At 42.6% G+C, this 23,101-nt stretch carries 22 protein-coding genes; 7 read left to right on the top strand and 15 right to left on the bottom strand.

Annotation, left to right across the window (positions count from 1 at the left end; translation table 11 throughout):
- Positions 1-65: 65 nt before the first annotated feature.
- Both NWE91_05495 and NWE91_05490 read left to right on the top strand, forming a co-directional pair.
- Entirely contained in the window at positions 66-527 is a 462-nt protein-coding gene (locus NWE91_05495) for a hypothetical protein (protein ID MCW3985847.1), read from the top strand.
- 105 nt (positions 528-632) lie between these two features.
- Positions 633-1,433 (top strand): prepilin peptidase, encoded by an 801-nt coding sequence (locus NWE91_05490; GenBank protein MCW3985846.1) that lies wholly within the window; start codon positions 633-635, stop codon positions 1,431-1,433.
- A 67-nt stretch (positions 1,434-1,500) separates the two neighbouring features.
- On the opposite strand, the gene NWE91_05485 is transcribed toward NWE91_05490, so the two are convergent.
- From NWE91_05485 to NWE91_05440, 10 genes are all read right to left on the bottom strand, one after another.
- On the bottom strand, positions 1,501-2,238 hold the full coding sequence (locus NWE91_05485) for a hypothetical protein (GenBank protein MCW3985845.1): 738 nt from the start codon (positions 2,236-2,238) through the stop codon (positions 1,501-1,503).
- A 4-nt stretch (positions 2,239-2,242) separates the two neighbouring features.
- Positions 2,243-2,707, bottom strand: coding sequence for a hypothetical protein (locus NWE91_05480; GenBank protein MCW3985844.1), 465 nt, complete (start codon positions 2,705-2,707; stop codon positions 2,243-2,245).
- On the bottom strand, positions 2,695-3,864 hold the full coding sequence (locus NWE91_05475; protein ID MCW3985843.1) for a hypothetical protein: 1,170 nt from the start codon (positions 3,862-3,864) through the stop codon (positions 2,695-2,697). Before NWE91_05475 ends, NWE91_05480 begins: the two co-directional genes overlap by 13 nt.
- Positions 3,865-3,947: 83 nt before the next feature.
- Positions 3,948-4,409, bottom strand: coding sequence for a hypothetical protein (locus NWE91_05470; GenBank protein ID MCW3985842.1), 462 nt, complete (start codon positions 4,407-4,409; stop codon positions 3,948-3,950).
- 12 nt (positions 4,410-4,421) lie between these two features.
- Entirely contained in the window at positions 4,422-5,225 is an 804-nt protein-coding gene (locus NWE91_05465) for a hypothetical protein (protein ID MCW3985841.1), read from the bottom strand.
- An 8-nt stretch (positions 5,226-5,233) separates the two neighbouring features.
- Positions 5,234-6,946 (bottom strand): type II secretion system F family protein, encoded by a 1,713-nt coding sequence (locus tag NWE91_05460; protein MCW3985840.1) that lies wholly within the window; start codon positions 6,944-6,946, stop codon positions 5,234-5,236.
- Positions 6,924-8,555, bottom strand: coding sequence for a type II/IV secretion system ATPase subunit (locus NWE91_05455; protein MCW3985839.1), 1,632 nt, complete (start codon positions 8,553-8,555; stop codon positions 6,924-6,926). The genes NWE91_05460 and NWE91_05455 overlap by 23 nt, the downstream gene beginning before the upstream one ends.
- A gap of 205 nt (positions 8,556-8,760) precedes the next feature.
- A complete protein-coding gene (locus NWE91_05450; GenBank protein MCW3985838.1) occupies positions 8,761-9,744 on the bottom strand; it encodes an electron transfer flavoprotein subunit alpha/FixB family protein in 984 nt (327 codons plus the stop codon).
- Positions 9,745-10,533, bottom strand: coding sequence for an electron transfer flavoprotein subunit beta/FixA family protein (locus NWE91_05445; protein ID MCW3985837.1), 789 nt, complete (start codon positions 10,531-10,533; stop codon positions 9,745-9,747).
- Between the two features lie 15 nt (positions 10,534-10,548).
- Positions 10,549-12,912, bottom strand: coding sequence for a 4Fe-4S binding protein (locus tag NWE91_05440; GenBank protein MCW3985836.1), 2,364 nt, complete (start codon positions 12,910-12,912; stop codon positions 10,549-10,551).
- A 95-nt stretch (positions 12,913-13,007) separates the two neighbouring features.
- Here NWE91_05440 and NWE91_05435 point away from each other — a divergent pair, with 95 nt between their 5' ends.
- Positions 13,008-14,117: a (Fe-S)-binding protein gene (locus NWE91_05435; protein ID MCW3985835.1), complete on the top strand. Its 1,110-nt coding sequence runs from the start codon at positions 13,008-13,010 to the stop codon at positions 14,115-14,117.
- Between the two features lie 240 nt (positions 14,118-14,357).
- On the opposite strand, the gene NWE91_05430 is transcribed toward NWE91_05435, so the two are convergent.
- The 3 genes from NWE91_05430 to NWE91_05420 form a co-directional block, all read right to left on the bottom strand.
- On the bottom strand, positions 14,358-14,963 hold the full coding sequence (locus tag NWE91_05430; protein MCW3985834.1) for a FumA C-terminus/TtdB family hydratase beta subunit: 606 nt from the start codon (positions 14,961-14,963) through the stop codon (positions 14,358-14,360).
- 7 nt (positions 14,964-14,970) lie between these two features.
- Complete coding sequence (locus NWE91_05425) at positions 14,971-15,852, bottom strand: fumarate hydratase (protein MCW3985833.1); 882 nt, start codon at positions 15,850-15,852, stop codon at positions 14,971-14,973.
- Between the two features lie 255 nt (positions 15,853-16,107).
- Positions 16,108-16,731, bottom strand: a complete 624-nt coding sequence (locus NWE91_05420) for a DUF116 domain-containing protein (GenBank protein MCW3985832.1) — start codon at positions 16,729-16,731, stop codon at positions 16,108-16,110.
- Positions 16,732-17,334: 603 nt separating this feature from the next.
- Between NWE91_05420 and NWE91_05415 the strand changes: the two genes are divergently transcribed.
- From NWE91_05415 to NWE91_05400, 4 genes are all read left to right on the top strand, one after another.
- Positions 17,335-17,667 (top strand): hypothetical protein, encoded by a 333-nt coding sequence (locus tag NWE91_05415; GenBank protein MCW3985831.1) that lies wholly within the window; start codon positions 17,335-17,337, stop codon positions 17,665-17,667.
- A 370-nt stretch (positions 17,668-18,037) separates the two neighbouring features.
- Entirely contained in the window at positions 18,038-18,190 is a 153-nt protein-coding gene (locus tag NWE91_05410) for a DNA-directed RNA polymerase (protein MCW3985830.1), read from the top strand.
- A 166-nt stretch (positions 18,191-18,356) separates the two neighbouring features.
- Entirely contained in the window at positions 18,357-19,418 is a 1,062-nt protein-coding gene (locus tag NWE91_05405; protein ID MCW3985829.1) for an inositol-3-phosphate synthase, read from the top strand.
- Between the two features lie 808 nt (positions 19,419-20,226).
- A complete protein-coding gene (locus NWE91_05400) occupies positions 20,227-21,129 on the top strand; it encodes a site-specific DNA-methyltransferase (GenBank protein ID MCW3985828.1) in 903 nt (300 codons plus the stop codon).
- 20 nt (positions 21,130-21,149) lie between these two features.
- Here the strand turns inward: NWE91_05400 and NWE91_05395 are convergent, their stop codons facing one another.
- Positions 21,150-21,839 carry a hypothetical protein gene (locus NWE91_05395; GenBank protein ID MCW3985827.1) on the bottom strand — a complete coding sequence of 230 codons (690 nt, stop codon included), beginning with the start codon at positions 21,837-21,839 and terminating at the stop codon, positions 21,150-21,152.
- Between the two features lie 84 nt (positions 21,840-21,923).
- Positions 21,924-23,000, bottom strand: a complete 1,077-nt coding sequence (locus NWE91_05390; GenBank protein ID MCW3985826.1) for an inositol-3-phosphate synthase — start codon at positions 22,998-23,000, stop codon at positions 21,924-21,926.
- Between the last annotated feature and the right edge of the window lie 101 nt (positions 23,001-23,101).

Here is a 23,101-nt window from a genome sequence, read left to right as displayed (position 1 = left end):
GATTCTGAGTTCATATGTGTTAAATAAGCATTCGCAGAATGGTTAGAAGAGAGGTGTAAACGAATTTGCCAAAAACCCTGAAATCAAGAAAAGGTATATCTCCAATCTTAGCCACACTCCTACTAATTGTTATCGCAGTTTCGGCAATAGTCGTCACATATGCTTGGGTAATGACGTTCATGGGTGCACAAATAGAAGCAGGTGGAACTATTCTAGATGTTGAAAACGTATATTGGAACGCCACGACCGAAACAACAAGCATAGTTGTTAAAAACATAGGAACAAGCGACGCAAAAATCGTCCGCCTTTACATAGGCAGCACAGTTTCAAACCTCATAGAAGTCACAGTCAACACAGACCTCAGTACAGCAGGAAAACTCCTTGCAGTCGATCAAACAATCACAATAGTTCTTGACTGGCCAAACAACTTGGCGTCTTCATGGACAAGCGGCAAGACATACTACTTCAAAATCGCACCCGAAGCTGGAACAGCCAAAGAATTCACTTGGAAATCGCCATCCGCTTAGAATATCTAGTCTCCTCAGAAAACTGCAATTCGGGAATTGCCAACTTTTATTACTTCTTTCTTTCTAAATGAGTTTATCCGAAAACTGAACAATGTGGAACACCGCATGGAAGAGATACTATCTTGGATCCGCATCATCATTGCTTTGATTTTCTTAGCTTATGCTTCTTGGAGCGACTGGAAAACACGTGAAATAAGCAACAACGTATGGATAGTTTTTGCACCTATTGCCTTCTTGCTGAGTGTTGCTCAGTTCTTGTTTTTCTCACCTAGTGACACACTTCAGCTAATAATTAACTATGGCATATCCGTCGTGATTACCTCTGTCTTCTCAATAGCCCTCTTTTACGTAGGAGCATTCGGCGGAGCAGATGCAAAAGCACTCATATGTATAGCCTTGGCGATTCCGCGGATCCCAGACTTGGTTGAACCAGTATCAGGTTTTGTCTCTCCAATTTTTCCCATCACTGTATTCAGCAACGGCGTAATCATAGCCGCCTTCAGTGTATTCTATGCGCTTCTTCGCAACCTCATTTGGAGACAAAAAACTGGACAGAAACTCTTTCAAGGATACGAAGATGAATCGTTCGGACGCAAAGCATTAGCACTGTTATGTGGCTATAAGGTTTCAATTGCAGACTTGGAAAAATCGTTCTTGTATCCCCTCGAAGATTATCAGACGACGCAGCAAGGAGAGATAAAGAAACGCCTATTGCTATTTCCAAAGGATGAGCACCGAGAAGAAATTGTAGAAAGAATCATCAAAGCCAAAAATGAAGGAAAAACCCAAAACATGGTTTGGGCTACACCCGGTTTGCCAATGCTAATCTTCATTACAATAGGGTTGATTCTAGCACTTACAGTCGGCGACATTGTCTGGATAGTTTTGCATTTCGCATTGGTGTGAGATTCCGTTATGAAAAAGAGCAATAGAGTGGTGGGGACGCTTTCATAGTGTTGTAGTTACATCATAGTTATTCGTTTGATTTAGCGACTACTTGTATGCCTTGTACATCCCATACTGTTACTGTAACTGATTCAAGCATGGGTCCGTCACATTTTATTGTGTATAAAAATAACTCTTTCGGGTCGTAGCGTGAAGTAACAGCCGTTATATTGAGCCCGTCTACTTGAAAGTTGTCTTCTTTCAAGTTGGTTATGGGCGTTCCGTCTTCTCCTTTCACAGTTACGGTGATTTCTTTTGCGGCGTTATCAACAGTGATTATTGTTAAGTTTAGGAATGGGGCTGTCCTGAATTTGTATCCTGTTAATCCTACGGAAGCCATGTTGAGAGTGAAGGTAGCGTTTGCAGCTGAGAAAGAAGCTGTTTCATTCCAGCAACGGGACAGCCCGAGGGTATAATTGATGTGTGCATTATAAGCCTGATAGGAACTATTGGCCAACTCATATGTTAGGGCTATTCCATGACCTGGGTATGCCTTTCTTAAGTCGATTTGCCATCGCGCTAAACTGTCCCTTAATATGCTGTTGTTTTCGGTCGCCGCCGTCGTGTAGTTGGCTAGACTTATCTCGACCAGTCGAATTGTGTTGAGCTTTATATGATCAATCATGGTTATGTATTCTTCCCACATCTCGTATTTGTAGTATGTCGCGACGCCGTACATTGTCACAGCTATGGACACCATCATAATTGCTATCATCATAACTGCAATGATTATGAACTGTCCCTTCTTGTCTTTCACTATTCTCATCGCTTTATCCTCTCACAAGCTGCAATACCAGAATTCTTGGGTCATATTGTGATTGGTATCCAGGGATCATGTAAGTTACTGAAACCGTCGAATTTGAAGCTTTGAAAGCCTCTTCGGCACCATAACATATAGGCACATCTCGGTTGATTACGTGGTAATCTACATTATAAATGGTTAAATTGAAGTACACGTCTGGGGGCAAAAATATCGTCAACGCAAGCCCAAGGTCTTCCCACTCAGTTTGATTGTAAACGAAGCGACCCAGAAGCTTTTGTTCATCTAAATCATGAAGAACGTTGTGACCCATTTTTTCAAGATCGCTAGTCTCATATTTCGGACTTGAAGGGAGCACGGCGAATGTGTTGACGAAAGTTAAGGCGGATATGAAAATGAATGAAGCAAGCAAGGTTTCAATGACCCGCATCTGTCCCTTTGTATTCCTCATTGCGCTCATTGCTATTCTTTCCATAACGTTAACTCTGCAATGAACTCCATACCAGAGAAAACAACATAACGACGAAGCTTTAACGCAACGTTACTACTTTGTTCTGAATCAGGACCAAAACTGAAAATCTTGGAAGACTCCCAAAGTGAAAACGGACCGACGATTATTACAGGTCTGCGGCCTCCTCCTCCTGCTCCCAGTGGAACGCTTACTAGAAAAAGCAGTAAGGCAGGTTCCATAGCTTTGAGCCCAGGAAAAGTATTGTTCCAATAGACATAGCCATAGCCTTCAGTAATCTTATCATCATTCCCATCGCCGCCTCCGTATATCTCCGTCAGTGTATCATCATAGTTGTATGCCATGAAGTTGAGAATCCTTCGCACCGCACTCGTATTGGTAAGTTCACCTCGAAATGACAGAATAACGGTGTCTCCAAAAGTGTTAATCTTCATCACGTTTTGTGCCCATTGATCTTGTTGCGCCACTACCATTGTTGATATGCCTGCGACTGTTATCGTCATAATTGCGATAGCTGTTTGCAGAATGTAACCAGACGGAATTTGCATAGTTTGGTTTCCTTCGCATCTCCCCAAAGCGTCCGTGAACAAAGTTTCTGGCGAAGTGACATTGACTAAAGGCTCCTCTACTTTATCGGGATGCCTTGCTGTACAAAGAATTGTAACGCTTACTTGGGCATTCGGAATCGGTCTCCGGTCTACGCTACGGGTCACGTTAACTGCGAAAAAGACGTAATTCGATGCATTGTTGATTTGAAGATCCCAATCAACCACAAAGGGTCGGAAAATGCTGAGGCTAAAGCCATAGTCCTTGAGTTCAAGCAAGTCCCGTGCACGTAGGTATTCTATGTACCCCGGGCTGTCTTTGTCTAATCTCTGCACTTTATCCATGTCCAATACGTACAGTGAAGATTCCTCTGAATAAGCTAGCCCAAAGGCATTAACATTATTCTGATAAAATGGAAATGCAGACCCCCAATCCGATGGAGAGCCGCTTCCTAGAAGTATCGCGTTTAACACGTTCAAGGCTGTGTTTCTGAGTTGCTGCTCGTCTACATAAAGTAGATTGACATAGCTTATGGCTGGAACAGCCAACACGCCAGATACGAAAATTATACCTACCACTACAATGGAAACTACGTAATCATACAGTTCTCCTACCAAATTCAATCCCTCCTTAAACTAGAAACTTTTTCTATGTATAAAGTATAGTGAGCGTCTCTTAAGTCTTTTGTCTTACGATACACTTATCTCTCAACTCCAAGCCACACCCATACACCTGTGCTATTGCTAACACACCCCGCAACCACCAACCTCTCACTGCTTTCCACCAAACAGTCTTCTTGATACACCTTCAAACCCGGAAGAAGCCACGAATCCGCATAATTCCATGAATTGTCTTTCAAACGAGCCCTTACGAATTGGGCCGAACCGTTTTGGTATACGATTTCAACAAAATATGTTGAGTCCCGAATGCTTGAGGGCAAATCGAGATCCTTCTGTAACACGACGTCACAGTTAGTAGAGTTTGCCAGAAAATAGAGGTTTCCCAACGAGTTAGATACGTAGTCGGCAACTTCCTTTAGTTCACGCTTCATCATCTCAACATTTACGTTGTCTATTATGTAGAAATAGTAAAACGGCATCACAAAAATCAGAGCGATCAAGGCGCTAGTACAAATGACATGACTCATCAAAGGCGCTACCATTCACATCTCCTCCTACACGCTCACCCGCACCGTAGCAATAACAAAGTTAAAAACAACCTTACTACCATCCAATTGAATAAGAGTTGTGTCAAGAGCATTATCTCCCAATCGAACGCTGATATTGCATTTGTCTTCTAAAACGTCATAGCCGTTGCCGTGGAGACTACCATAAGGGATCGTTGTTATATTAAGACATCTTGCGATAAGATCAAAATCACCAATGTATGTTGACCATTTCGCTATCTCAATACTAATAATCCATATGTCCACGTAATTGACAAGTACCTGCTGATCACCCTCAGTAACGTTAATTGTATAGGTTTTCATAGCTCGCACTCCATAAGCTAGGTTCAATGTAACCCAGCCTGAGTTTTGTTCTATTAACGCCCTTCCATAGCTTCCTGTGCCGTTAGAAATTATTTCGTCGTTCCCTAAGAGGTATGAGGCATAGTTCGCTCCAAAGTTAACATACATCGTCTTTGTGCGATATTTTACATATCCCGTACTGACGGAATAGTTCGCGCCTTCATAGCCCGTGACGTTAACGATTAACCGCATATCTGGTACTAACTCTAACTGCCCATAATTAACTGTGAATCTGGCTGAACGGGCCCCCTGAGGCTTCCAAGCAATGTTTTCTAGTGCGTCATCAAATGCTAAGATTGACTTCTTCGCAACCGCAAACTCAGCTGCACCCCTTTGTTGCTCTAGAACTTGATAGGTGTAGGTACTAGTTACAAGCACCAACACTATAATAGTTGCAGTCATTATAACTGCAGATATAGCATACGAGACCCCGCGCCTATTGAAAATCATATCAACAGTTAACCTCCTTGGAAGCTAATCAAAGATGGAGCTACCTTAGATGCTACTATAGCGATTATTGTCAGTAATGTCGCGTGTTTGAAGCCTGCAGCAACGGATTCCTCACTTATCTTCCCTCCCACAAGCCCGATTAAATAGCTATGAATTATGACAGAAGTGGAGAAAATAAGCATTAATGCATCTATATCTACCGCAGTCGTAGCCTCAGGACCTGCAAGGCCAACCGTTTGTGTTGTAAAAGTGAGCATCATAACAGTTGTAGCCACCAACATGAGAGACGCAAAGTAAGGCATCATTATGTAAGGCTTAACTGACATCCTCTTCTCTCTTTCCACCTGCTGCGTCGTAGTGGTAAATCTCGCAAGCGACTCAATCATCGCGATAGTGCCACCGCCAACATCAATCGTCTCCACCAAAAGAAACATAACAATCTGCGTCGCCCAACTTTTTGTTCGGCTGACAAAATCCATGAAAACTTTCCTTATCGGGATACCCCAAGAAAGTTCAGCTGTTATTTTCTTTAAATGCTTGCTGAAACTTCCATATTCCCGATTAGAAAGAGTTTCAATACATTTTTCCGGGGCAAGACCAGTCTTCCTAGTTTCTGTAAGGTCTTGAAGAAAAAGGGTAACTCCCTTCTCGGTGCTCATTTTTTCTGCAGAAAGTCTCGTATGGATAATGGCGGGTGGTCCAGTTGTAATCACTAAAGTTATCGAGACTGCCGTTGGAAGATCGACAATATTTGCTAATGGCGCAAGAAACGGAACAGGCATAATACCTAAGAAGTTAGTGAGAAGCATAAGAACTGCTACAGCAATCACCGCACAGATTCCAAAAGCCTTGTAGGGTCTCCAATCCGTAACTGGAGATTTCGGCTGCATACCATGTGCAAGATAGATAAACACAAACGAAAGTAGCGGCGTGAAAACATACGTGTACAGGATTATTCCTGAGTACGAAGACATTCCTGTACTATAGATTGCCTCCACGCTGAACAAGATATAAAAGCACAGAGACATGAGGACCATAATGATAATGAATGACTCTAGAAGCATGCCAAGCCGCTCTGCAGCCGCTCGTACTCTTGCAGCTCTTGTCTTAAAGAGCTCTCTAGACTTTGTTTCAAGGAAACTGGTAATGTCTCCACCTATGATAACTGTAGAAGCGTATCCTCCAACAAACTCCCGATAAATGTCTAATGGATTTGCTTTTGCAGAGCTTTGCATAGCAGTTAAAGGATCTACGCCAAAAATCTCTACATCTCTGATCAAGTTTTTTGCTTCTTGGCTCATAGCAGGCATCAAGTCTGCTTTTGCAAGTCGTTTGAAGCTTGTATATGGAGGAATTCCTCCTGATGCCATGACGGCCACGTAAGTTGCGGCAAATGGCATTTCTCTTTCTAACCGTTGAGATCGTTCACTGGCTTTGGACATAGGGGTGAGCATGAAGGCAATCATTACAAACAGGGGGGTAGGCACTAGGAAAATGAGAGGGATGAATTGGAAGAAGTAGAGAAGCACAATAGCAACTATACTTACTGGAAGTGTCAGAGAAGCTACAAAAAACATTAGAGATACATATGTTTCAGCGTATATCCTCATATTTGCTCTTTGAAGATAGCCTTCGAACTCGAAGACGTTCTTTAGGAAGACTGGCGCTATCCTTCCGAAAAAGCGGAATGAAAGCCCTTCAAGAGTGCTTAGCAATGGCAAGTGCTTCTATTTCTCCTATTGAAACTTTTTTGTAGAATTCTTCTGGTCTAGCATAATATTCTGCAATAATTGCTGCAACATCTTTGTAGCTGCGAATGTTTTGTTCTCTCATCCAATGCAACACTTTTCTACGTTGCTCAATCTCCTTTTCCAAATCTTTTCTGTCCATGTCGGTGCGTTCAGACATGTAAGGCAACATAACGCTATCGTCAAATGAAGATATGTAATCGTCTTTCGTAGGTTGCCATTTGAAAATCCTTCGATAATCCTCGTAGTTAGCAACTTCACTTATTTCCATCACACGTCTAAATGCTTTCGTTTCCCCCTCTACTTCTAAGTGAACCCTTTGAATAGATAACACAATGTTCAAGAGCGGAATGTATGCAGGTGCAATATTCATAGGCTTCTGGGTGAGACGCTTAACCGCAGAATCAATGTCTTCAGCGTGCATTGTGCTCATACCACCATGACCTGTTGCCATTGCCTGAAATAGGACATAGGCTTCTGCGCCTCGAATCTCCCCTACTATGAGAACGTCTGGCCTATGTCTCATCGAAGTTTTTACAAGATCAAAAAGTGTCACTTCACCTGTTTGGTTTTTACCAAGTCCATAACTCCTTCTTGAAATCAACGAAATCCAGTTCTCATGAGAAAGATTCAGCTCAGCGGTTTCCTCAATTGTGATTAGTTTGCTACCTGGCTTAATAAGGCAGGCAAGAGCATTCAATGCTGTTGTTTTCCCGGATGCTGTGCCTCCCAAAATCATGACTGATGCTCTATTTTCTAGACATAACCAGAAATACGCAGCTATCTCTTCAGAGAAGGTTCCGAGGTTAATCAAGTCAATGATAGAATATGGGTCTTCTCTGAATTTCCGTATAGTGAAAGCTGTGCCAAAAGGCGTAATTTCGCGTCGATAGCATACAGCAAGTCTATGTTTTCCGGGAAGTGAGGCGTCAACTATAGGGAATGCAGAGCTTACATGTTGTCCACCCATGTGAACTAGCTTAACTACCAAGTTGTCCAATTCGGGATCTTCTCGGAAAATGAGGTTGGTTTCGAGACTTTCGTATTTTCGGTGCCATATGTAAACTGATTTTTGGATACCGTCGCATGATATGTCTTCGATGTTAGGATCACGCATAAGTGGGTCAATTCTTCCGAAGCCGACGAGGTCTCGCTCAGCGTGATATAGGATTTTGTACCAAGAAACATCGGGTAACCATCCTAGGCTGATACGGTATTTGTCGACGATTTGTCTGGCTTCTGTGGCAAAAAACTTTCTAGGATCATCAATTTCCTCTTTTGGAGAATCTATCTCAGCCAGCAAAACATCCAAAACACGATTGTAGATATTCTGTTCCAACGGATCCAGCTGTAACTCGTCAAGTATATATTTGTATTCACCAGTTTTTGGGTTCTGCACTATAGCCACATGTGCAAAAGGTTCATACAACGGATATCTCTCAATAATCTTGAAACCCCTGGGCACTGGTTTTGGTGGTGCTTTTTGAACAACCATTTGCATAGGTGACTTACGGAATCGTGGCAACTTAATTTTTTTTAGAGAATCTTTTAGTTTCGCTGACGCTTTTTTCAAGTGTTGCAACGTTGCTCTCCTGTACAATTAAAGTGTATGGCTGTGTATTAAATATTGCGTCTTGCTAAAGCATAGTTGAACTCAGAAATTAACAACTCAGCCTTCAAGGTATCACCCTGATTTGAGAAAGAGGATTCTTTGTGGCTTAGGAAAATGGAGATCATGAAGAAATTCGAAGTGGGCATCGATGGAACGGGCAAAAAGTTTGATTGCGTTACCTTTTTCCTTTTAGTTCATTTACTTTGCTTTTTAGGGGCGGAACTATTTTGAAGAGGTCTTCCACGATACCATAGTCAGCTACACTGAATATAGGTGCGTGTGGATCCTTGTTTATTGCGATGATTAGATCCGAGTTCTTCATCCCGAGGACATGTTGGAAGGCACCGCTTATTCCGAGGGCTATGTAAAGTTTCGGTTTAACGGTCTTTCCAGAACTGCCTATTTGGCGGTCGTTAGGAAGCCATCCTTTATCTACGATGGGACGTGAACAGGCTAATACAGCTCCAAGGGTTGTTGCCAGTTCTTCTATTGGAGGAATATCACTTTCGTCTTTTATCCCGCGCCCAATTCCTACGAGCACATCCGCAGCTGTTATATCTACGCCGCCGGGAGGAGGCAAAACGTATTTGATAAAGCGTTTTTCCGCTGTTTCCTCGGAAATAGGAGAAGGAATTTCAATAATTTCTCCATTTGTAGAAGTCTTCTTTCCAGCTGGGAAAGATGCTTGTCGAACAGTCACGATGTAATTTTCTGCTTTACGAAGCACTGCATTGACGTTTACTTTGCCACCATACATCTGACGTGTCACAGTTAATGTCCCATTTTTAAATCTTAGGTCTATGCAGTCCGTTGCTAAGGGTACATCCAACGAAACAGCGAGGCATGGCGCCAAATCCATACCAAAAGAGGTGTGCCCAATTAAGGTTAATAATGGCTTGCGTTCTCTTATTAAATTGGATAGTATTTTCTGATAGGTTTCTGAGTTAAAATTCTCCAACTTTGCATCTTCAACCAACAGAACCTTTTTTGCGTATTCTGAAAGAGTTTTTGCTTGTTCTTTGACATCTTTCCCGAATAGCACTACTGTTAGTTCTGTGTTTGTTTTCTCAGCCAATTCCTTACCTTTGGCTAACATTTCAAAGGTTATGTCTCTGATCTGTCCTTGCCTGTGTTCGCTTAGAACAAAAATTTCTTTCATTTATACTAACCCCCTTGCTTTTAGGATTTCGGCGATTCTCGCAGCAACTTCTTCTGGACTCCCTTTTAGGAATTCTGCTTGTTTCTCTACAGGTGGCACGTACATATTTTCTATTTTTGTCCATGAACCAGCTTCCCCAACCTCATTTTCGCTTAGGCCAACTTCAGCCAAGCTGAAGACTTTTATCTCCTTCTGCATTGCTTTTCTTATTCCCATAATGGAGACATAGCGAGGTTCATTAATTCCTGTTTGGATTGTAAGCACAGCTGGTAGCCTTATTTCGATAATTTCTTCCAAGCCACCTTCCAATTCACGGTTAACCTTGGCGACGTCACTGTTCAATTCGATTTTCTTAACCATAGTGGCGTGGGGGATTCCGAGAAGTTCTGCAAGTATTGGCCCCACTATTGCATAGCCATCGTCACCTGCTTGTGCCCCCGTAAATATCATGTTGAAAGGCAAGTCCTTAATGGTCTTATAGAGGATTTTGGCGATGGCGTAGCCGTCAGAGCCTTCGAACTTCGGGTCGGTAAGCCTTACAGCCTTGTCTGCTCCTCGGGCTAGACACTTTCTTAAAGTGCTGTCAGCGTCCTCAGAACCCACTGTTATGGCGGTGACAGTTCCTCCGATTCTTTCTTTTACTTGCACTGCTTCCTCTAGAGCGTAATCATCCCATTCATTAATGTCAAAAACTAAACCACTTTTTTCTATGGATTTTCCTGCAGAGTCTATTTTTATCTCTGCTTCCGCCGTTTCAGGAACGTGTTTCACACAAACGATTATATCCATAACGCTTTTTCTCTCCTAGATGCCTAGCTTCTCTTTGAGCTTATTACGTTTCTTCATGGAGAAGGGCCCGAATTTCTTAATTCTTTCGGAAAACCTTGTGAACAAGTCTGCAGCCTTCTTGTATACTGGTAGGGGGACATAGCTGTAGCGGACTCTCATGCCTTTTATGTCAAACTCTGCAAGGGAACGGTTCATTTCAATCATCCTCTTTTTGGTAAAATGCTCATCGATGTCTTCTTGTCCCTCAATCACCAATATTCCATCTGCTCCTAAGGCAAAGGTATAAAGCAAATGTTTTAAACCTAAGATAGCGGTAGAAGGAACCGCCAATATTCGAACGTTTTCGGGATAGTTGACACGGTCAAGACCCAGAAAGTCCATGCCGGTATATCCAACATTCTTGTCTACAAAAGCAACAATCCTAACCTCGTTAGGCTCCTTGTCCATGAGAACTCCCCGTAGATTAGCTATGATCTGCCTATTTGTTGAATTTTTAAAGTCTATAGCTCCCTTCGGGCAAACGGGAATGCATGCCCCGCAGCCAGTACACATGAACGGGTTAATCTTGGCTTTTTTGGCTTCCATGGTTATAGCGTTGACTGGACAAACTTGAATGCAAAGACCACAGCCATCACATAAGGCTGCAACTACAAAGGCCTTCTCTGGACTTGTCGTTATGCGTTCTCCTTTCAGGAAAAGAGAAGCCTTGGCAGATGCTGCTAATGCGTCGGAAACCGTGTCGCGAACGTCTTTCGGGCTTAGGGCGCATCCACATGCAAAAATCCCAGTTTTAAGTGAGTCTACGGGGTCGAGCTTTGGGTGTTTTTCTTGTATGAAACCTTTTTCTCCTAAGGAAAGTTTCATTTTGCCAGCGAGCTCTCCAAGTCCCGCAGGTGGAACCATGGGCGTAGCTAAAGCAACCATGTCGAACTCTCTTTCCATAACCTCACCCATTAAAGTATCCTCCGTTAAAACAACTAGTTTGTCATTTTTGCTCTTCCAGATTTCAGCCACTCTACCTTTAGTAAAGATAACTCCAGCTTCCTCATCTCGCCAATAAAGCTCTTCATAACCCTTACCAGTAGCTCTAATGTCAATATAATAAACATGAACATCGATTCCAAGCATTTTCCTAAGCACGAAAGCTTGCTTTAATGCGTACATGCAGCATATCCGGCTGCAATATGAAATGTGGTTCTTATCTCTGGAGCCCGCACAAAGTACAATCGCTATCCTTTTAACGTCGTCGCCATCCGCCCTTTTCACATAACCCCCTGTCGGTCCAGATGCAGAAGTTAACCGTTCCAGATCCATCATACTGATAACATCTTTGTAAACGCTATATCCATAGTTCTTAAGCATGTTCGCGTCATAAAGCTCGTAGCCAGTGGCCATAATTATGGCGCCCACTTTCAGCCTAATTGTTTTTCCCTTGTCTTCCAAGTTTATGGCTTTGGCTGGACAAAGCTGCTCACATTTTGAGCATTTCGTGCACGCACCAAAGTCTATCACATAAACTGAGGGCACTGCTTGAGGGAACTCTACGTACACCGCCTTTCTCTGAGATATGCCTTCGTTGAACTCATCGGGCACCGTAACTGGGCAAACTTTAGCGCATACACCACAACTTCTACAAGTCTCAGTATCCACGCCGCGAGGCTTCATGAAAACTTCCACTTCATAGTTGCCTGGGCGTCCGCTTATACCACGTACTTCAGCGTAAGTAAGCAAATTCACGTTTCGGTTTCGCCCAACCTCAGCCATTCTCGGCGTGAGTATACACTGGGCACAGTCTAACGTGGGGAAAACTTTGGTTAATTTAGCCATGTTCCCGCCTATGCTTGGTTTCCTTTCCACAACATGAACCTTAAAACCCAAATAGCCAAGTTCCAGAGCCGCAGTAATGCCAGCTATCCCACCACCAACTACTAGAATTTCTCTTGAACATTTTTCACTTATGCTCTCTAAAGGTTCAAGTTCTATGCTTCGCTCATAGCCACCCCTTATTAGGCTTATAGCTTTTTTTGTGGCTGCCGTAGAGGATTGTGGACCATGAACCCACGAGGCTTGTTCTCGGATGTTTACGAATTCAAGCATGTAAGGGTTTAATCCAGCTCGCTCGAGTACGCTTTGAAAGGTTGCAAGGTGCATTCTTGGAGTGCAGCTGGCGATTACAACTCGGTCCAAGTCTTTCTTTTTTATAGCTTCAGCTATTACTTCTTGGGATGGCTTTGAACAAAGATATTTTTGGTATTTTGTGACGACAACTCCTTCCCAATTCTTAACTGCTTCTAAGACAGCTTTTACATCCACAACGTCCCCTATGTTTCCACCGCACTCGCAAACGTAAATCCCTATTCTCGTTGGCGCCTTCTCCATCTTGCCACCCTCGTTTCCTTAACTTGTTTTTATTCATACAAAGGAAAACGCTTAAAAAACCTTATGTTTCATCTTATCAAAGCGAGACAAGAAAAATGAATGTGCAGGAACTCGTTCAAAAACATAAGTTGCTTGAATGTATTCACTGCGGAATATGTACCGGAAGTTGCCCAGTGTCCAGAAAGGCTAATTTAAACGTTAGAAAGTACATGCGGGAAGTTTCTGTAGGTGGCAAGCTAACCATACACTCCCAAAACGAGTTATGGAGCTGTACAACCTGCGCTACATGTGGAATTCGCTGTCCAAAGGAAATAAATCCCTACGACTTTCTAATTGACATCAGAAGCCTTGCGGTAGAACAAGGACAAATCGCTACAACACTCCGTGATGCGTTAGAGAGCACTTTTAAGAATGGTAATCCGTGGGCAAGAATAAGAAGCAAAAGGTCGGAGTGGGCACAAGAACTAGACATTAAACACGTCTCGCAAGATGCAGAGTTTCTTTATTTTGTAGGTTGCACACCGGCTTATGATCCTCGAGTTCAAGAGGTGGCGACAAGCTTGGTGAAGTGCTTCGAAAAAGCAGGAGTCAACTTTGGAACATTAGGAGACGAAGAAAACTGCTGTGGAAGCGAAGTTTATGGTATGGGTGAAAAAGGCCTATTCGAACTTCTAATAGAAGAAAACGTTAAGCTATTCAACAAGTATGATGTAAAGCATCTTGTCACAAGCTGTCCCCACTCATACAACGCCTTCAAAAACAGATATGGACAAACAAGCTTCGAGGTTTTGCATCACACACAGTTACTTGCAGACTTAATCAGCAAAGGTAATCTCACATTTTCACGAGAGATAAACAAAACAGTCATCTATCACGATCCCTGCTTCCTAGGAAAACAGAATGGCATATACGACGAGCCCAGAAGAGCTATCGAAAACATTCCAGGCGTAAAACTTGTAGAGTTCGATCGTTCTAGGGAGCGAAGCTTGTGTTGCGAAGGCGGCGGAGGAAGAATGTGGATAGACATTCCTGGAGAACGTCTCGCCGAAATCCGCGTCAAGGACGCAGCCGACTCGGGAGCAGAGATATTAGTTGTTGCGTGTCCCTTCTGTCTCCTAACCTTCGAGGATGCCGTTAAAACAACAGGCTTGGAAGGAAAAATTCAAGTCCTAGACATAGCAGAGCTACTTTCGCAAGCCATATAACCGTTCGCGCGCGCCTAGAGTTCAGAATCTTCGCATTGAATGTATCCTAATGATTGAAGTCTTTTCAACATCCCTTCACGCTCTTTCTTGGCACGCACACGCAGGTTTCACTGAAGGTTCTTCAAAAGGTTCTGCATACAATGCACTATCCTCTTCTGCGCGATGAAGGATATCCTAGAGCCTTTGAAGGAAGCACTATGACCGATTTGAGTTAGAGATTCATGCGCACATTGCAGTTTGCTATGGCTGAATGCCGAGTTTTTGGTAGATAACTGTTCGATTTTCTTCTGTTTTCTTTTTAACATCTTCGAAGAGATTGTTTCCGTGAGAGTCTATCGCGACTGTTAGGGGACCAAATTCTTCAGTCTTTAATATCCATAGGGCTTCGGGCATGCCCAGGTCGATCCATTCGACATTTTTGATTTTTTTTATTGCTTTTGCGGCGAGGACTGCGGCTCCGCCCGTGAAGGCTCCATAGATGGCACCGTATTTCTGCATGGCGTCGGTGGTGCGTTTACCCATGCCTCCTTTACCAATGATGACGCGGGTTTTGAAGTTCTTGATGAATTCATCTTCGAAAATGTCCATTCGTGTGCTAGTTGTGGGGCCAGCTGCCACTATGTTCCATTTGTCTCCTTCCTTTTTGACTATGGGACCGCAGTGAAAAACTGCCAAACCTTCTAAGTTGATTGGGAGTTGTTTTCCTTCTTTATGAAATTGCAGGGCTCTTTTATGAGCTTGGTCGCGGGCTGTCACTATAGTTCCTGTGATGTATACAACATCGTTGACTTTCAATTTTCGCACATGTTCTTCGGAGATTGGGGTGGTTAATTTGTATGTTGCCAATTCTTTTTCACCTCATTTCATGCGTTAAGTATTCAACACGCCCACCTGGATGAATGCGTGCTGTTGCCCTTCTTGCCGCCCAGCAGTTGAAGGCTACTGCCGCTGGATAGGATGCGGGGTGCCTTGCAGCGTAGTCTATGTTTACACTTAGGACGGTGAACTTGCCGCCTAATCCCATGGGTCCTATACCTGTTTGGTTTGCGGCTTCCAGTAGTTCTTTTTCAAGTTTGGCTATTTCGGGGTCTGAGTTGGGGTGGTTAAGGGGGCGTAGTAACGCTTTTTTTGCCAGTTTCATGGAGATATCTGTTCCTCCTCCAATTGCCACGCCTAAAATGTTTGGGGGGCACGGTTTTGAGCCTGCTTTGATTACGGAGTCTATGACAAATTTCTTTAGCCCTTTGATACCTTCTCCAGGTACTAGCATAGTAGTAACGCAGACGTTTTCTGAGCCACCGCCTTTCGGTAGCACAGTGATTTCAAGGGTGTTGCCGGGCACTATTTCCCAGTTTATGTAGGGGATGTTTCTACCTGTGTTGTTGCCTGTGTTTTTCTGTTTGAATGGGTCTACAGCATTTGGTCTCAAGGGCACTTCGTTTGTGGCTCTTTTGGTGGCGTTGCGTAAAGCGTTTTCAATCTTGTCTAGATTTTTGACTTCTGCTCCGGCTTTGATATAGAAGATTATTGTGCCGGTGTCTTGGCACATGGGGGTGCGGGTTCTTTGGGCTAACGCAACATTGTCAAGGATGGCTTTGAGTTGTGTTTTCCCCGCTTCACTTGTTTCTTCTTGGTAAGCTTTTTGGAGGGCTTCTTTAACATCTTTTGGTAATTCTGTAACTGCAAAGCGTAACAGGTTAACTGCTACGTTTTCTACTGTTTGTTCTAAACTCAAATGGTTTTCCTCCAAGCGTTTGAGAGCTTAGTTGTAAAGGCTTCAATCTTATAGATTTTGTGTGCATCCCGGTTTGCCGTGTTTGATGGTAAGCGATCAAAATTCTATTTGGAATCATATAGACTCCGAACATGGAAAGTGCAAAGTAATTACGTGAGAAGCTCTATAACTTATACTGCAATGAAAACACTAGTTTTTACCTTTGCAAGTTAATGTTGAAAGGAAAAGCATTTTCAGGATTAGGATAAGCGTAGTCTAGGAATAAGCCATAATCTTCTTCAAAATCTCTATGTTGAACTTGGTGTTTGCGCAACCATTTTTCGTAAGAGGAATTGCTTGGCCAGTTAAGCCTAGATGTTGGATAAAGTCACCACCCATTTTCAACTCGTGACCACAAGCGACAGCTATAACTCCTTCACAGCCACTCCTTTTCAATATCTGAGGAACACAAGAACTCCCAGGGATAACAAATACGTCGTAGTCATTCTTCTCAGCCAGCTTTGTAGCCTGGTTTACTATACAGTCTTCTGAGCAGTGACCACAGCTATAAGATGGAGTTTCAGGATTGAAGCTCGCTTGACAACGATTGTCCATATACTTGCGGGCGCAGTGAGGCAGAAGAACAGCCCGTTTTCCAGTTTTATGAAATTTTTGTTCTTCGGAAAGGTTTCTAACATATACGTCAACAAGGTCTTCGACAAGCATTAATGCATCAGAAATCTCCAAGCCAGTCATTTCTTGAATTCTAAATTTTTCAGCTAAATGCCTAGCGCGACCTCCAAGTTTTTTGTGCAGACCTTTCTCATTGGCTATGCTTGCGAGTTCTCTAAAGAAACCCTTAGATATTCTCGAAAGGTCAAAGCTAAACTTGTAGGGCATATTCCTTACCCAACCTTAAACTTATATACTGACTCCAACTACATACATCTAGTGGTGTAAGAGGCGTCACTGGCGTCTTTCTGTTCAATCTTTATTAAGTCATTTGCCGTTACCTGCGAGCGCGCATGTGGTACACATGATTGTCAAGTATTGTAAGCAGCTTTCGAAGCTAGAAAAAAGTTATGATTTAGAAATCCAGATTCAGATACATAATCTGAGCTTCTGATCTGGATTCTCACAATCTCTTAAGACTGAAGGTTAGCGCTCTCAGTTTCTCACTAGTGGAACATTAGAATTCTAGGTGGACCGGGAGAGATTTGAACCCTCCCCCAAGTGGAGATATCACCCGATGTGAGACATATAAGGTCTGTTTTCTTCGGCTCTGTTAAGTCTTAGGGTCATGAATGTTCCTGTAAACTGTCGGGTGATGCTGTCAAAATTCGGTTGATGAAATCCTGTCGAGTGAGGATGCAAAACGCATATTTCAAAGCTCTCTTCAAACGCTCCATATGCTGAAATTACATGCAAGATGAATAAAGATGTTCGCGTGGCCCAAAATGCATTAATACGCGACTGACATTTTTTTCACGGATGTGCTCTATTATGAGTTCAAAACTTTTGATAATTATCGCAACTGGCGAAAAAGAGAAAGCTCAAACTGGTATGATGTATGCTCGCAATGCTATCAAGTATAGATGGCTAGATGACGTAAAAGTGATTTTTTTCGGACCTTCAGAGCGATTAGTAGCTGAAGACGAAGATATAGCAAAAAGGGCTCAAGAGATAGCCAAACTAAGTGAATGTGTGGCTTGCAAGTATATATCCGACAAGGAAAGTTGGTCTGGCAATTTGGCGAAGCTGGGAATCAAGATAGAATATGTTGGTCCAATAATTTCAAACCTCATAAAAGACGGATATATCCCAATGGTTTGGTGACAATCAACCATACATGCACAAAAAGAGAGGAAGGGTTAGGATAACTCGTGTAGCTAATATCTGTTGAGCCAGGGAGCGCGGCATGTGGAAGAAACTTAGTGCATGTATGTATGGAGAATACTGGCAATGCGCACGCTTCCACAAGTCATAAAAACTTAAGCCTATGAGATGCATGCAGAATAGAAACTTAGGTTGTATTATGAGGTTAGTATCATGGAAAAAAATTCTATAATCATAATTGGGGGGGTATTGCTGGTTTATCTGCTGGATGCTACATAAGTTTATAAGGCGATTCGTCAACTGGGTAGACAAGCAAGAATTAGTCCAAAGAAAACTAGTTCTGTCTTATCGAATAGGAGGTGCAGTCTGTATGCCATACGAAAAAGAAACTCGAGAGATGACCAAGGCAGTTTGCGCTGATTGCGGTAATGAATGTGAAGTTCCATTCAAGCCCGATCCCAGCAGGCCAGTCTACTGTAGAGATTGTTGGTCGAAGAGAAGAAGAACAAGTACAAGGTACTAACACTAAAGCCAGCAAAGATGACGACTGTCTAACATATCCAAAACTATTTTCTCAAAGTTTTTTTATCATAAAAGGATTCACAAGATAGAATGCTTTTGTAGATGTCTGTAGCCCCAAAAGTTTTGAATAGGACCGCTTATCTCATAAGCGTGACTGGTGACTTTCGATGACTAAAATTAAAATTGCGCTAGCTGGCGTTGGAAATTGTTCCTCAGGTTTTGTTCAAGGTCTGCACTATTACAAAGACATGGACAATGAAGAAGATGTGATTGGACTAAGGCGGTTAATTCTTGCAGGGTATCATCCGCGGGACATTGAAATCGTTGCAGCTTTTGACGTTGACGCTAGAAAAGTTGGAAAGGATCTGTCAAAGGCTATCTTTGCAGAGCCAAACAACACTTTGAAGTTCGCTCAAGTTCCTGAATTGGGCGTCTCTGTCCAAAAAGGACAGGTCTTAGATGGTCTAGGAAGTTACCTCAAAGATATCGTGAAAATCGATTCTTCTCCTGAAATAGATCCGGCACACGTGTTGAAGGAAAGCGGTGCTGACATGCTTGTTAACCTTCTTCCAAGCGGCGCGGTGAAGGCTGCACAATGGTATGCAGAGCAAGCGCTTAGGGCTGGTTGCGCTTTTATTAATGTAACGCCTGTGAGTATTGCAAGTGACATCACGTGGGCGGGACATTTCAAGAACGCAGGGTTACCGGTTGTGGGTGATGATTTGATCGATCAAGTCGGCGCCACCACATTGCATAAGACGCTGCTGAGATTACTTTCGGCGCGGGGTGTTCGCATTTCCGAAACTTATCAGCTTGATGTGGGTGGAGGGACAGAGTCTCTGAATACACTGGAGAGGAGTCGAGAAACTAAGCGGGTTGTGAAGACGAAGACGGTAGAGTCGGCTTTGCCCTATAAGGCTTCGGTTGTGGCTGGGACAACTGATTACGTGGATTTTCTGCAAAACCGACGGGATAGCTATTTGTGGTTAAAGGGGCTATATTTCGGAAGAGTGCCGATGGAAATTGAACTGCGGTTGTGCACCGTTGATGGTCCAAATGCTGGTTCAGTTCTTTTAGACGTTATAAGAGCGGTCAAGGTTGCCCTTGAAAGAGGAGAAGCGGGAGCGATACTGAGCATTTCTGCCTACGCCTTTAAACAACCACCAAAAATACTGCCCCTTGAAAGGGCCACGCAACTATTTGAAGATTTTATTCGACAGAAGACCTAGATTCCACCTATACGCACACCATCAAGAAAGAAACATTTGAGGTACTATAACTTCACACGCATTCCGTCATAGGCGAACTTCAGTCCACGATTTTTCGCCTCGTACTCAAGTCTCTCTTGATGTGATAGACCGGCAACTAATTAACCATCTTTCCAACTAAGGCAAGAGATAGAGACTCTGATTAACGAAGAGGCTCTGCTTCTAGCGAAATATCTGAGAGACGAAAGGAAGAGTTGGGTTCCCAGAATAGCTATTCTTTGAGGGAGCAAGAATGAAAATTCGTGTTCCTTCTAAGAGAGTTTGTGAGAAGTTCCACTTAGCCTACGAGCTGAAAGGAGCACAGAAAGAGTAGATGTTCTAACTGAATACTACGGAATTCCAAAGATGAAGATAACATTGGATGGTAGAAGGGTGATGAGAACATGCGAGTGTGATTATTTCGAAGGTCTTGCTTGTTTCACCAAGAAGGGGTTGAACAAAAGGAATGTTCTACATGAGTTGTACCATCATATTGTAGAGAATAAAGGGTTGGAGATGTCCAAAAGAAAAGAAGAAAATGCGGCTAATGTCTTTGTTAGAAATGTTCTGAAAAAACGATAATCAGAATTAAAAGGCTTGTATGCCTTTTTCGAATTAGAAGTTGAAGTTCCGAGGATTAGAGTTGGTAAGAAACAGACCATTGAGACCTTGATAAATGAAGAAGTATTACTTTTCGGGAAGTTTCTTAGAAACGAACATAAGAATTGGAAGCCTAGAATTGCAGCTTGCCAATATAAAACGCCATATACTTAATTGGGGTAATAGATAATTGAATAAATGCAAGGGCTATAGAACTATGAAAGAGAATTCGGTCACAAATAGTAAGCCGGTGATCTTGCAAGGGGATTGCCTACACTATTTCAAAAATGGCTCAATCAAGGACATATATCTTACTTTTTTTGATCCTCCGTATAACCAGGGTAAGGATTATGAATATTTTGATGATGACCAGAAACCCGAGGAATATTGGACTTGGATCAAAAAGGTTCTTGAAGGAACATATAACGCGACTGTAAACGGTGGAGCAATTTATTTCATGCAAAGAGAGAAAAACGCCGAGTTTATTTTACGTTCTTTACGGGAAACAAAATGGGCTTATCAGAATACAATGATTTGGAGGAAACAGACTTCTGCAGTACCTGGTAGATACAGATTTGGCAAAAGCTATCAAGTAATAGCATTTGCAACAAAAGGTAGAAAACCTAGAGTATTTAACCGGCTGCGGATAGACCCCCCTCTTCCACCTCACTATAAGTACAAGAGAAAAAACGGAATGTATGCTACTGACATATGGGCTGATATCAAAGAATTAACTAGCGGCTATTTTGCAGGTAAAGAACCTCTTAGAGACAAGACAGGAAACAGAATACATAAGCAGCAATCACCTGTCGCTCTTTTGATAAGAGTAATTCTATCATCTTCCCTTCCTGGCGATATAGTTTTCGATCCCATGGCAGGAACGGGTACAACCTTGGTAACAGCCTACCAGTTAAGAAGGAAATCAGTTGGCATTGAAATAGATCCTAGTCATGTAAATTTAATCAAGAAACGGCTGGAAAAAATTAGACCTGCTGATGACGTTTCGAAATATTATCGAGACTACCAATTTACGCCTGATCTGGATAATATTTGGGGAACCAACGGAAAAAAGCAGCATAAGTCGCTAGTCTAGTTGCATCTATAACTCACTTCTCATTCAAAAGGAAAAGTTCTTCCATTTTTTTCTTCTATATCATATGAAGACGGTTTCAAACTTCTGAGTTTTATTGCCACCAGAAATCCATAAAGATTTTTTCTCGAGTTTCTAGTCTTCACTCTTGCACGTAAAGTTCCTTTTCCAATTAATCTAGGCATGCCCAATCCTGCGACGTCATTTCCCATACAAAAGAATCCATAACCACCAATTTGGATGTAGTGGATTGGAGGGCTCTTCAAATTGTAGAATTGCTCTATTAGATTTTCCTTGATTTCTCGCTTTATGTCTGGGAATTCATCTAAATCTCGATATCTATCATTTTTGGTGAGAAAATTGCGGGTAAATTTTCGAGGGATTCCACTCCATCTTGTATTTATTTCATCCAAGAATTTTTCTTTTTTAAGAATCGATATGAATTCGTTGTTCTTACTCCGTTTAGAATAGAAAAATCTTTTTTTAATGTCCCAATTCAACTCAATTTGAGCGAAATCGGCAGACAGATCTTTCTTTATTTCGATAGGAAAATTAATAGAGTGATAATCAACAAATCCGTTGGGGCTATCTGTAGCACCAGCAGATACAATCTTTTTGGGCTGAAGTCCTTTGTTCTTGAGCAAATGATTTATGTGTTGTTCATATCGAATACCTATGTTGGCACCGGTTGAGACAGATTTCCTAGGACTCATCAGAATCCCGATTCTCCATCATTAGATAAAGAATATAATGTTTGTCACACGTGAATCATGAGTTTCTAATTTCTTCTTCATTTTCTATTTATCTCGCTTTCCTGTAATGAAGTCTTCTACCCACTGTCTTGCCAAGTCGTCTGGAACCTGCACTGGAGGATGCTTGAACGCATAAGAAGAAATACTGACAAGAGGACCTGCGATTCCTCTATCTTGCGCCAGCTTCACAGCCCTTATAACATCTATAGTTACTCCTGCGCTGTTAGGTGAATCCTCAACCTCCAACTTCGCTCTCAGCGTAACTGGTTGATCGCCAAACTTTCGCCCTTTAACATATAAGTAGCATATTTTCTTATCCTTAAGAAAAGGCACATAGTCAGAAGGACCGATGCGCGTCGGTACTTCATAAGGCACAAGACTAGTAACAGCCTCAGTCTTGCTTATACGCTTCGTCTTCAACCTATCCTCCACCGTCATATTCAAGAAATCCGTGTTGCCACCGAGGTTGAGCTGATAAGTTTCCTCAATTTTAATCCCCCTATCAACACACAGCCTCACCAAATTCCGATGCAAAATTGTGGCGCCAAGCTGGCTCTTAATGTCGTCGCCCGCAACAGGCAGGCCCTTTCCTTCAAACCTTTTGCCCCATGCTTTATCTGAGGCAACGAATTCCGGAATGCAGTTAACGAAGGCGCATCTCGCATCAAGACACGCCTGAGCATAGTGAAACGTTGCGTTGTGACTTCCTACTGGAATAAAATTAACTAGCATGTCCACCCTAGTGTCTGCAAGAACTTGTGCAATGTCAGAAGCCTCAACCTTCTCACTGTCATAAGCATGGAATGGTGTCTTCATGTGAGGCGCCACCCCATCAAGAGCAGGCCCAGGAATCACTTTTACTCCTAGCTGGGGGACATCAGTAAACTTTGCACAGACATTTGGCTCAGCCCATATGGCGTCAGCCAAGTCTTTACCAATCTTCTGCTGGTTAACTTCGAAGGCAGCTACGAACTTTATGCTTCGAACATGATAGCCCCCGAAATTGACATGCATTAATCCTGGAACCTTCGTGTCTTCTCTGGCGTTTTTATAGTATTCGACACCTTGGATGAGGGCTGAAGCACAATTTCCAACCCCTGCTATTGCAACTCTAATTTCCATTGGTTCTCCTCTCTCGAAAAGATGAATGATTGTATATATAAATTGATGCGAAACGCCGTAACCAATAGAAACATATAAATATTTTTGTAAAATGGTAAATC

This window comes from Candidatus Bathyarchaeota archaeon (assembly GCA_026014805.1).
GTDB lineage: Archaea > Thermoproteota > Bathyarchaeia > Bathyarchaeales > SOJC01 > JAGLZW01.
Note: the sequence above shows the minus strand (reverse complement) of the source record. Positions and strands in the feature narration are given on the sequence as shown.

What these genes read in the sequence shown, in the direction of transcription:
- NWE91_05490 (MCW3985846.1), top strand. Translation starts at nt 633, where the DNA reads ATGGAAGAGATACTATCTTGGATCCGCATCATCATTGCTTTGATTTTC.
- NWE91_05485 (MCW3985845.1), bottom strand. Translation starts at nt 2,238, where the DNA reads ATGAGAATAGTGAAAGACAAGAAGGGACAGTTCATAATCATTGCAGTT.
- NWE91_05480 (MCW3985844.1), bottom strand. Translation starts at nt 2,707, where the DNA reads ATGGAAAGAATAGCAATGAGCGCAATGAGGAATACAAAGGGACAGATG.
- NWE91_05470 (MCW3985842.1), bottom strand. Translation starts at nt 4,409, where the DNA reads ATGGTAGCGCCTTTGATGAGTCATGTCATTTGTACTAGCGCCTTGATC.
- NWE91_05465 (MCW3985841.1), bottom strand. Translation starts at nt 5,225, where the DNA reads ATGATTTTCAATAGGCGCGGGGTCTCGTATGCTATATCTGCAGTTATA.
- NWE91_05450 (MCW3985838.1), bottom strand. Translation starts at nt 9,744, where the DNA reads ATGAAAGAAATTTTTGTTCTAAGCGAACACAGGCAAGGACAGATCAGA.
- NWE91_05445 (MCW3985837.1), bottom strand. Translation starts at nt 10,533, where the DNA reads ATGGATATAATCGTTTGTGTGAAACACGTTCCTGAAACGGCGGAAGCA.
- NWE91_05440 (MCW3985836.1), bottom strand. Translation starts at nt 12,912, where the DNA reads ATGGAGAAGGCGCCAACGAGAATAGGGATTTACGTTTGCGAGTGCGGT.
- NWE91_05435 (MCW3985835.1), top strand. Translation starts at nt 13,008, where the DNA reads ATGAATGTGCAGGAACTCGTTCAAAAACATAAGTTGCTTGAATGTATT.
- NWE91_05420 (MCW3985832.1), bottom strand. Translation starts at nt 16,731, where the DNA reads ATGCCCTACAAGTTTAGCTTTGACCTTTCGAGAATATCTAAGGGTTTC.
- NWE91_05415 (MCW3985831.1), top strand. Translation starts at nt 17,335, where the DNA reads ATGAGTTCAAAACTTTTGATAATTATCGCAACTGGCGAAAAAGAGAAA.
- NWE91_05410 (MCW3985830.1), top strand. Translation starts at nt 18,038, where the DNA reads ATGCCATACGAAAAAGAAACTCGAGAGATGACCAAGGCAGTTTGCGCT.
- NWE91_05405 (MCW3985829.1), top strand. Translation starts at nt 18,357, where the DNA reads ATGACTAAAATTAAAATTGCGCTAGCTGGCGTTGGAAATTGTTCCTCA.
- NWE91_05395 (MCW3985827.1), bottom strand. Translation starts at nt 21,839, where the DNA reads ATGAGTCCTAGGAAATCTGTCTCAACCGGTGCCAACATAGGTATTCGA.
- NWE91_05390 (MCW3985826.1), bottom strand. Translation starts at nt 23,000, where the DNA reads ATGGAAATTAGAGTTGCAATAGCAGGGGTTGGAAATTGTGCTTCAGCC.